Below are 9,015 nucleotides of genomic sequence, written 5' to 3' on the forward strand. Positions count from 1 at the left end.
AGGTGCAGCATGACGATGGAGTCCTTGCCGCCGGAGAACAGGATCACCGGCTTCTCGAACTCGCCCGCCACCTCGCGGAAGATGTGCACCGCCTCGGATTCGAGGGCGTCGAGGTGCGACAGCGCGTAGGGCGCGTCGGAACCGGACTCGGTGTGCAGGTGCGCGGCGGTGGTCATGCCAGACCCCTCTCGGTGAGCAGTGCGTGCAGGGCGGAGGCCGACTCCTGCACGGTCTGCGTGTGCGACTCGATCCGCAGGTCGGGGGCCTCCGGCGCCTCGTACGGGTCGTCGACGCCGGTCAGACCGGAGATCTCGCCCGCCGCCTGCTTGGCGTACAGGCCCTTCACGTCACGCTCGGAGCACACCTCGACCGGAGTGGCCACGTGCACTTCCAGGTAGTCCGTCGAAGCGGCGGCGTGCCGCTTGCGGACGGCCTCGCGGCTGTCGGCGAACGGGGCGATCACCGGGACGAGCGCCTTGACGCCGTTGCTGGCGAGGAGTTCGGCGACGAAGCCGATCCGCTGCACGTTGGTGTGGCGGTCCTCGCGGCTGAAGCCGAGCCCGGCGGAGAGGAACTCGCGGATCTCGTCGCCGTCGAGGACCTCCACCCGGTGGCCCTCGGCGCGCAGCCGCTCGGCCAGCGCGTGGGCGATGGTGGTCTTGCCCGCGCTGGGCAGACCGGTCAGCCACACGGTGGCTCCCTGGCCGGTCACGCTCATCCGCTTCTCCGTAAGTTCCGTGGTGTCCGTAGGTGTGGTGGTCATCAGCCGTGCAGTCCGCACTCGGTCTTGCCGCGTCCGGCCCAGCGGCCGGCCCGGGCGTCCTCGCCCTCGGCGACCCGGCGGGTGCAGGGGGCGCAGCCGACGGAGGCGTAACCGTCCATCAGCAGCGGGTTCGTCAGCACGCCGTGCTCTGCGACGTAGGCCTCGACGTCGTCCTGGGTCCAGCGGGCGATCGGGGAGATCTTGACCTTCTGCCGCTTCTCGTCCCAGCCGACCACCGGGGTGCCGGCCCGGGTGGGGGACTCGTCGCGGCGCAGGCCCGTCGCCCACGCGGTGTACCCGGTCAGGCCCTCTTCGAGGGGCTTGACCTTGCGCAGGGCGCAGCACAGGTCGGGGTCGCGGTCGTGGAGCTTCGGCCCGTACTGGGCGTCCTGTTCGGCGACCGTCTGGCGCGGGGTGAGGGTGATGACGTGGACGTCCATCACGGCCTCGACCGCGTCGCGGGTGCCGATGGTCTCCTCGAAGTGGTAGCCCGTGTCCAGGAACACCACGTCGACCCCGGGCATCGCCCGGGAGGCGAGGTGGGCGACCACCGCGTCCTCCATGGAGGAGGTCACGCAGAACTGCTTGCCGAAGGTCTCGGCGGCCCAGGTGAGGATCTCCAGCGCGGAGGCGTCCTCCAGGTCCCGGCCCGCCCGCTCGGCCAGTTCCTTGAGTTCCGTGAGACGCGTGTCTTGAGTGGTGGTCATATCTCGTCCCCTCCAGCGGTGTTGGACTGAACGCCCCGGGCCAGCAGCCCGAGGTACTTCAGCTGGAAGGCTCGGTTGCAGGCCCTGCATTCCCAGGCGCCGTGGCCCGTCTCGTGGGGAAACAGGTCCTCGTCGCCGCAGTACGGGCAGTAGAACGGTGCGGCGCGCTCGCTCATGAGAGGCTCTCGTCGCTCGCGCGGCCGACCCAGGCGGCGAAGCGCTCGCCGTCCTCGCGCTCCTCCTCGAAGCGCTTGACGACGCGTTCGACGTAGTCGGGCAGTCCGGCCGAGGTGACCTTGAGGCCGCGGACCTTGCGGCCGAAGCCGGCCTCCAGGCCCAGGGCGCCGCCCAGGTGGACCTGGTAGCCCTCGACCTGGTTGCCGTCGTCGTCCAGGACCAGCTGCCCCTTGAGACCGATGTCCGCCACCTGGATACGGGCGCAGGCGTTCGGGCAGCCGTTGATGTTGATGGTGATCGGCTCGGCGAAGTCCGGCAGGCGGCGCTCCAGCTCGTCGATCAGCGAGGCGCCGCGCGCCTTCGTCTCGACGATGGCCAGCTTGCAGAACTCGATGCCGGTGCAGGCCATCGTGCCGCGGCGGAACGGGGACGGCTTGACCCGCAGGTCCAGCGCCTCCAGGGCCCCGACGACCGAGTCGACCTTGTCCGCCTCGATGTCGAGGACGATCATCTTCTGCTCGGCGGTGGTGCGCAGGCGGCCGGAGCCGTGCTGCTCGGCGATGTCCGCGATCTTGGTCAGGGTGGCGCCGTCCACGCGGCCGACGCGGGGCGCGAAGCCGACGTAGAACCTGCCGTCCTGCTGCTGGTGGACGCCGACGTGGTCGCGCCACTGGCCGCTGGGCTGCTCGGGCGCGGGGCCGTCCGCGAGCTTGCGCTTCAGGTACTCGTCCTCCAGGACCTGGCGGAACTTGGCCGCGCCCCAGTCGGCGACGAGGAACTTCAGGCGGGCGCGGGTGCGCAGGCGCCGGTAGCCGTAGTCGCGGAAGATCGAGATGACGCCCTCGTAGACGTCCGGGACCTCGTCGAGGGAGACCCAGGTGCCCAGGCGGACGCCCAGCTTGGGGTTGGTGGAGAGGCCGCCGCCCACCCAGACGTCGAAGCCGGGGCCGTGCTCCGGGTGGTTCACGCCGACGAAGGCGACGTCGTTGATCTCGTGCGCCACGTCGAGCAGCGGCGAGCCGGAGATCGCGGACTTGAACTTGCGGGGCAGGTTGGAGAAGTCCTTGTTGCCGACGATGCGGCGGTAGATCTCCTCGATGGCGGGGGTGCCGTCGATGATCTCGTCCTGGGCGATGCCGGCGACGGGCGAGCCGAGGATGACGCGGGGCGTGTCACCGCAGGCCTCGGTGGTGGACAGGCCGACGGCCTCCAGGCGGCGCCAGATCTCCGGGACGTCCTCGATCCGGATCCAGTGGTACTGCACGTTCTGGCGGTCGGTGAGGTCGGCGGTGCCGCGCGCGAACTCCTCGGAGATCTCGCCGATGACGCGGAGCTGCTCGGTGGTCAGCCGGCCGCCGTCGATGCGGACGCGCAGCATGAAGTACTTGTCGTCCAGCTCCTCCGGCTCCAGGATCGCGGTCTTGCCGCCGTCGATCCCGGGCTTGCGCTGGGTGTAGAGGCCCCACCAGCGCATACGGCCGCGCAGGTCGTTGGGGTCGATCGAGTCGAAGCCCGTCTTGGAGTAGATCGTCTCAATGCGCGTCCGCACGTTGAGACCGTCGTCGTCCTTCTTGAACTGCTCGTTGCCGTTGAGGGGCGTGTGGTGTCCGACGGCCCACTGTCCCTCACCGCGATGACGGCCGGTCTTGCGGCGCGCGGCGGCTGCGGGGGCGGCTGCGGGCGTTTCGGGGGTGGCGGCCATGGCGGGTACGTCCTTCTTCAGCGGCTGGAGGCAGGTCAGGGGAGCGGCGGCGCGCCCCTGTCATGCTGGAATCTCCGAGCAGATGTGACCGATTTCCGCCCTTGTGTCGGGGTTTCCGGCGTGCGGGGGCGCTGTTCGGCCTTCAGGGGGCTTGCAGGTGGTCGACGCGTCCGCGGCGGCGGGGACTGCGGCGACGTGCGGCGGTGGCTGGTTCCGTCAGCTCGCCGGACAAATGGCGCTGGACATGCGGCCGAGGTCGACGTGGCGTCGACTCACCAAGGCAATTCCAGCTCCATTCATGGCCGAAGCGTGTCATGGGCCGATTGGAGGAGTCCACTACTGTCCACGATCCGGACGAAGTCGTCCCGGATCATGAGACTGCGTGACGGGGGTCACGCCGCACGGGGCTTCCGCTACCCGGTCCGGCCCGCGCCCCCGGCGGGCCGGACGGCGCGGGTACGGGGCCCCGTGAACGCCCTGCCAGGGCTTATGCGCCGGGCCAGGGGCCCGGAGTGGGGGTGTCGGGCTTCTCTTCCGTTTCGGTCCGGAACAGCTTGAAGCCGCGACGCAGGTAGTTGTCCATCGCCGTGGGCCCGTCCTGGCTGCACGTGTGGAGCCAGACGCGGCGCGTGGGCTCGCGGTCCGGCCAGCGGTCGGCGAGGTCCCAGGCGCGGGCTATGCCCACCGACAGCAGGTGTCCGCCGATGCGCCGGCCCCGGAAGGCGGGCAGCAGGCCGAAGTAGATGATCTCCACCACACCATCGGGCTGCGGATCGAACTCCACGTACCCCGCCGGGGTGCCCCGGTCGTACGCGACCCACGTCTCCACACCCGGCCGCTCCAGCTGCTCCACCCACTGCGCGCGGGTCAGCGACAGCCGGTCCGTCCAGTGGATGTCCTGGCCCACCGAGGCGTAGAGGAAGCGGCTGAACTCGGGGGAGGGTACCTCGGCCCGGCCGATCGTGATCTCTGGGCCGGGTTCGGCCGCCGGGACCAGATCGGAGGACGAGGTCATCTCAAGGGACCAGGTGGTGAGGGTGATGGTGCTCATGCGCTTCAGGGAACCACATCCCCCGTTACCGCCCGGGCGTCCCCCAGGGCCCCCCGCGGCGCAGCCGGGCCCGGACCACCCCCGGGGCCGTGGAGTGCGGGAGCAGCCCCGCCGGGTCCCGCGGGCGGATCAGCTCCACCTCCACGTCCTCCGCGAACCGGTACGGCCGGTGGCTCAGCACCCCGGCGAGGTGGCGGCGGACCCGGGAGAGCTCGGCGCGGACCGTCACCGTACGGGTGGCGTCCCCGAACAGCTCCTCCGCCAGCTCCGCCGCGCTCCGCCCGCCCGGGGTCTCCGCCAGCAGGAACAGCAGCTCCGCATGGCGCGGGCTCAGCTCCTGGGACCAGCTGCCCGCGGCCCCGTACACCGTCGCCGACCAGGAGCGGGGCCGGCTCAGGTCCAGCACCACCCGGCTCACCTCCGCGGCCGCCGAGGGCTCCGCGAGGCGCAGCAGCCAGCCGCCGGGCAGCGGCTCCGCGACGCAGTCGCCCAGCTGCGGGATCCACAGCCGCCCGGGGCCCAGCGCCTTCGGCAGCTGCACCCGGTCCGCCGGTGCCAGCCCCGTCACCGCCGCCGTCCAGCCGTGCGGGTCGACGGCCACCGCCCGCCCGGGCAGCCGGGCCAGCAGCGGGGCCGCCACCGCCCGCAGCCGCTCCAGGGACTCCAGGTGGCGCACCCGCAGCTCCCGCTCGGCGAGCCGGGCCACCGAGCTGACCCAGGCCAGGGTCGCCGGGTGCATGGTGGCCAGGGGCCCGCTGACGTCGACCACACCGAGCAGCTGCCCGTCGCGGGGGTCGTGCACGGGGGCCCCGGCGCAGGTCCAGTCGTGGTGGCTGGAGACGAAGTGCTCCGCCGAGAACACCTGCACCGGCCGCCGGGTCACCAGCGCGGTGCCCACCCCGTTCGTGCCGACCACGGCCTCGTCCCAGTCCGCCCCCACCGCGAAACCCAGCCGGTCGGCCTTGCGCAGGATGCTGCTGTGCCCCTCCCGCCACAGCAGCCGCCCGTCGGCGTCGGCGACGACCATGATGTGCAGGGACTCGTCCAGGGCGGGCAGCAGCCCTTCCCGCAGTACGGGCAGGATCTCCCGCAGCGGCGAGACCTGCCGCCGCTCCTCGGTCTCGGCGGCGGACAGCATCCGCGATCTCGTGTCCCGTTCGGGGTGCACCCCGCCGGCCATCATCCGCCGCCAGGACGCGGCGATCTCCGGGCGCGGGGCGGCCGGCGGGCGGTCCCCGGCCAGTGCGGCCGCCCGTACTCCCTTGAGCAGACGCGCGGCCTCCCGCGCGTCCATGGCCGAGATGCGCGCCACGTCGGCCGTGCTGCCTGCGGTGTTGGCCACCGGAACCTCCCCGTGCTGAACAGGACGTACTGCGGAAGCCGCCGAGGCCGGCGTACGCGACCCTTCCCCGGGCACGTGCGGCGGGCACCTGCGACCACCTGTGGACCGAAGGGTTGCAACGGTATGCAACTCTCGCCAACCCCCGGTCGCCCGACCGAAACTATCGGCACGCCGCCGAGCGGCGTGACAGCTCCTTCCTCGGGGCTCTTGGGACCAGGGGTGGTGCCGAGTCGGCGCGGCGCCACCCCCGGTCCCACCTGGACGGGTTCGGATCCCGGTGCTGAACGGTTCAAGGCCGTGGTGGTTTGGGGACCACCGCGGACCCGCGGTCCCGGGTGGTTTGGGGACCACCCGCGAACCGCGCGAACCGCAGCGGTCAGGGGACCGCGTTCAGCCCGCGATCCGCGCCCGTGCCACGACCGCACGCAGGTCCAGGCCGTGCGGCAGCGTTCCGAAGGCCGCCCCCCAGTCACCGCCCAGCCGCGACGCGCAGAACGCGTCCGCCACCTCCGGCGGGGCCCATCGCACCAGCAGCGAACCCTGGAGCACCAGCACCATGCGCTCCACCACCCGCCGGGCCCGCGCCTCGATCCCGTCGAGGTCGGCCAGCTCCGTCAGCAGGTTCTTGATCGCCGCGTCCAGCCGGTGATCGGCGCCCCGGGCCCGGCCGATCTCCTGGAGGAAGGCGTTCAGGGCCTGCGGCTCCCTCTGGAGGGCGCGCAGCGCGTCCAGCGCCTGGACGTTGCCCGAACCCTCCCAGATGGAGTTCACCGGGGATTCGCGCAGCAGTCTCGGCAGCCCGGACTCCTCTACGTAGCCGTTGCCCCCCAGACACTCCAGTGCCTCCGCCACCATCGGCGTACAGCGCTTGGTCACCCAGTACTTCGCCGCGGGCACCGCCAGCCTCAGGAAGGCCCGCTCCTGGTCCGTCCCCGCGTCGTGGGCGGCCGCCAGGCGCAGGGCCAGGGTGGTCGCCGCCTCCGACTCCAGCGCGAGGTCGGCGAGGACATTGCGCATCAGCGGCTGGTCGATGAGCGGTGCTCCGAAAGCAGAGCGGTGCTCCGCATGGTGAACGGCCTGCGTCAGCGCCTGCCGCATCAGCGCGGCCGAACCGATCACGCAGTCCAGCCGGGTCGCCGCGACCATCCCGATGATGGTCCGCACCCCCCGGCCCTCCTCGCCCACCCGCCGCGCCCAGGTCCCGTCGAACTCGATCTCCCCCGACGCGTTCGACCGGTTCCCCAGCTTGTCCTTCAGCCGCTGGATCGCGAACGCGTTGCGCGTCCCGTCCGGCAGCACCCGCGGCACCAGGAAGCAGGTCAGCCCTCCCGGAGCCTGCGCCAGCACCAGGAAGGCGTCCGACATCGGCGCCGAGCAGAACCACTTGTGCCCGGTCAGCACGTACTCCCCGGAAGCGTCCAGCGGCACCGCCGACGTCGTGTTCGCCCGTACGTCGCTGCCGCCCTGCTTCTCCGTCATCGCCATCCCGAACAGCACCCCGGCCTTCCGCCCGGGCGGCCGCAGCCCCTCCTCGTACACGTGCGAGGTCAGCAGCGGCTCCCACACGGCGGCCAGCTCCGGATCCGCCCGCAGCGCCGGCACCGCGGCGTGCGTCATCGAGACCGGGCAGCCGTGCCCCGCCTCCGCCTGCGACCACACGAAGAACCCCGCCGCCCGCCGCAGGTGCCCCGACGGCCGGCCCCAGGCGTCGGTGAGGCCCGAGCCCACCGCGTGCGCCAGCAGCCGGTGCCACGCCGGATGGAACTCCACCTCGTCGATCCGGTTCCCGTAGCGGTCGTGCGTCCGCAGCACCGGCGGGTTCTCGTTCGCCTCCCGCCCCCACCGCTGCGCCTGCGCCGAGCCCGCGGACCGCCCGAGACCCGTGAGCTCCCGCACCACCTCGTCGCGGACTTCCGGAGCCGCGCCCTCCAGGTGCCGCTCCACGCCCTCCGTGAGGGCCCGGTCGCCGAGGTACACCTCGTACCCCACGAGCGGCGGGGCCTGGTTGCTGACTGTGTGGGTGGTGGCTGCCATGCCGATACCGTAAGGACGTGCAGCCAGCAAAAGAAACACCCGAGGGGACCCCGCCACGCCCGGGACGGCTCCACCGGGCCCGCGTCCTCTACCGCAACGTCTCCAAGCGCAAGATGGGCTGGCTGCTCCTCAAGGACACCGTCAACTCGTGCATCGAGTACCGGATCCTCGGGCTCGCCGCGGAAGCCGCCTTCTTCACCCTCCTCTCCCTGCCCCCGCTCTTCCTCGGCCTGCTCGGCCTCCTCGGATACGTGGACGGCTGGACGAACACCCAGTCCGTCGCCAGCATCGAGGAGAACATCCTGCGCGCGGTCGGCACCGTCCTGTCCGACCGGGGCGTCAACGACATCGCCAGACCGATGCTCGACGACGTCACCCGCGAGGGCCGCCCCGACCTGATCTCCCTCGGCTTCGCCTTCGCCCTGTGGTCCGGCTCCCGCGCCGTCAACGTCTTCATCGACACCATCACCGTCATGTACGGGCTGGACGGGCAGCGCGGCATCGTCAAGACCCGGCTGCTCGCCTTCCTCCTCTACGTGGTCGCCCTGCTCATCGGGGCGATCGTGCTGCCGCTGATGGTGGTCGGCCCCGACGCCGTCGTCCGGCTGGTGCCCTGGAGCACGGAGGTGATCGCCGTCCTCTACTGGCCCGTGGTCACCCTGCTCTCCATCGCCTTCCTGACCACGCTCTACCACGTCTCCGTGCCCGTCCGCTCGCCGTGGATCGAGGACGTGCCCGGCGCGCTCGTCGCCCTCGCGATGTGGGTGCTCGGCTCGTTCCTGCTGCGGATCTACCTCACCAACACCGTGGAGGGCCCGACCATCTACGGGTCGCTGGCCGCCCCCGTCGCGATCCTGCTGTGGATCGGCATCTCGGCCTTCGCGGTGCTCGTCGGCGCCGCCGTCAACGCCGCCATCGACCGGGTCTGGCCCTCGGTGGCCACCGCCGCGGCACGCGAGGCGAACGAACGGGTCCGCGAGGCCGAGGCCGCCCAGCTCGTCGCGCGGGCCGCCGCCTGGCGGGCCCTGGCCGAGGGGGAGTCCGAGGACGACGAGGACGCCGGAATGCCCTCGGAGTTCCCGGAGCGCTGGTCGAACTTCCTGCCGCCGGACGACTACACCGCCCGCCTGCGCAAACACTGACCGGCCTAGGGTCTGTCGTCAAAGTCCCGTCTGCCCCGCGACGCTCCCCCAGCTACCGCTGGGAGGTGCCCCCAGGCACGCACTCTCGCCGCACCGG

General features: G+C 72.0%; 9 protein-coding genes and 1 pseudogene. 1 reads left to right on the forward strand and 9 read right to left on the reverse strand.

Annotation, left to right across the window (positions count from 1 at the left end):
- The 9 genes and pseudogenes from AB0F18_RS36815 to AB0F18_RS36855 all read right to left on the reverse strand — a co-directional run.
- A pseudogene (locus AB0F18_RS36815) lies at positions 1 to 176 on the reverse strand (sulfate adenylyltransferase small subunit); the annotation flags it as partial.
- A complete protein-coding gene (gene cysC, locus AB0F18_RS36820) occupies positions 173 to 718 on the reverse strand; it encodes an adenylyl-sulfate kinase (RefSeq protein WP_362069162.1) in 546 nt (181 codons plus the stop codon). The gene cysC and the pseudogene AB0F18_RS36815, both read right to left, overlap by 4 nt.
- Positions 719 to 762: 44 nt before the next feature.
- Positions 763 to 1,470 carry a phosphoadenylyl-sulfate reductase gene (locus tag AB0F18_RS36825; RefSeq protein ID WP_362069147.1) on the reverse strand — a complete coding sequence of 236 codons (708 nt, stop codon included), beginning with the start codon at positions 1,468 to 1,470 and terminating at the stop codon, positions 763 to 765.
- Complete coding sequence (locus AB0F18_RS36830; protein WP_125815005.1) at positions 1,467 to 1,646, reverse strand: hypothetical protein; 180 nt, start codon at positions 1,644 to 1,646, stop codon at positions 1,467 to 1,469. Before AB0F18_RS36830 ends, AB0F18_RS36825 begins: the two co-directional genes overlap by 4 nt.
- Entirely contained in the window at positions 1,643 to 3,349 is a 1,707-nt protein-coding gene (locus AB0F18_RS36835; protein WP_362069150.1) for a nitrite/sulfite reductase, read from the reverse strand. Before AB0F18_RS36835 ends, AB0F18_RS36830 begins: the two co-directional genes overlap by 4 nt.
- Positions 3,350 to 3,565: 216 nt before the next feature.
- Positions 3,566 to 3,649, reverse strand: coding sequence for a putative leader peptide (locus AB0F18_RS36840; protein ID WP_309550570.1), 84 nt, complete (start codon positions 3,647 to 3,649; stop codon positions 3,566 to 3,568).
- Positions 3,650 to 3,836: 187 nt separating this feature from the next.
- A complete protein-coding gene (locus AB0F18_RS36845; RefSeq protein ID WP_362069153.1) occupies positions 3,837 to 4,400 on the reverse strand; it encodes a GNAT family N-acetyltransferase in 564 nt (187 codons plus the stop codon).
- Between the two features lie 25 nt (positions 4,401 to 4,425).
- On the reverse strand, positions 4,426 to 5,694 hold the full coding sequence (locus tag AB0F18_RS36850; RefSeq protein ID WP_362069165.1) for a GAF domain-containing protein: 1,269 nt from the start codon (positions 5,692 to 5,694) through the stop codon (positions 4,426 to 4,428).
- 438 nt (positions 5,695 to 6,132) lie between these two features.
- Positions 6,133 to 7,776 (reverse strand): acyl-CoA dehydrogenase family protein, encoded by a 1,644-nt coding sequence (locus tag AB0F18_RS36855; protein ID WP_362069156.1) that lies wholly within the window; start codon positions 7,774 to 7,776, stop codon positions 6,133 to 6,135.
- Positions 7,777 to 7,793: 17 nt separating this feature from the next.
- On the opposite strand from AB0F18_RS36855, the gene AB0F18_RS36860 reads away from it, so the two are divergent.
- Positions 7,794 to 8,918: a YihY/virulence factor BrkB family protein gene (locus AB0F18_RS36860; protein WP_362069159.1), complete on the forward strand. Its 1,125-nt coding sequence runs from the start codon at positions 7,794 to 7,796 to the stop codon at positions 8,916 to 8,918.
- The last annotated feature ends 97 nt before the right edge of the window (positions 8,919 to 9,015 follow it).

The organism is Streptomyces sp. NPDC029216 (assembly GCF_040648015.1).
Taxonomy (GTDB): Bacteria; Actinomycetota; Actinomycetes; order Streptomycetales; family Streptomycetaceae; genus Streptomyces.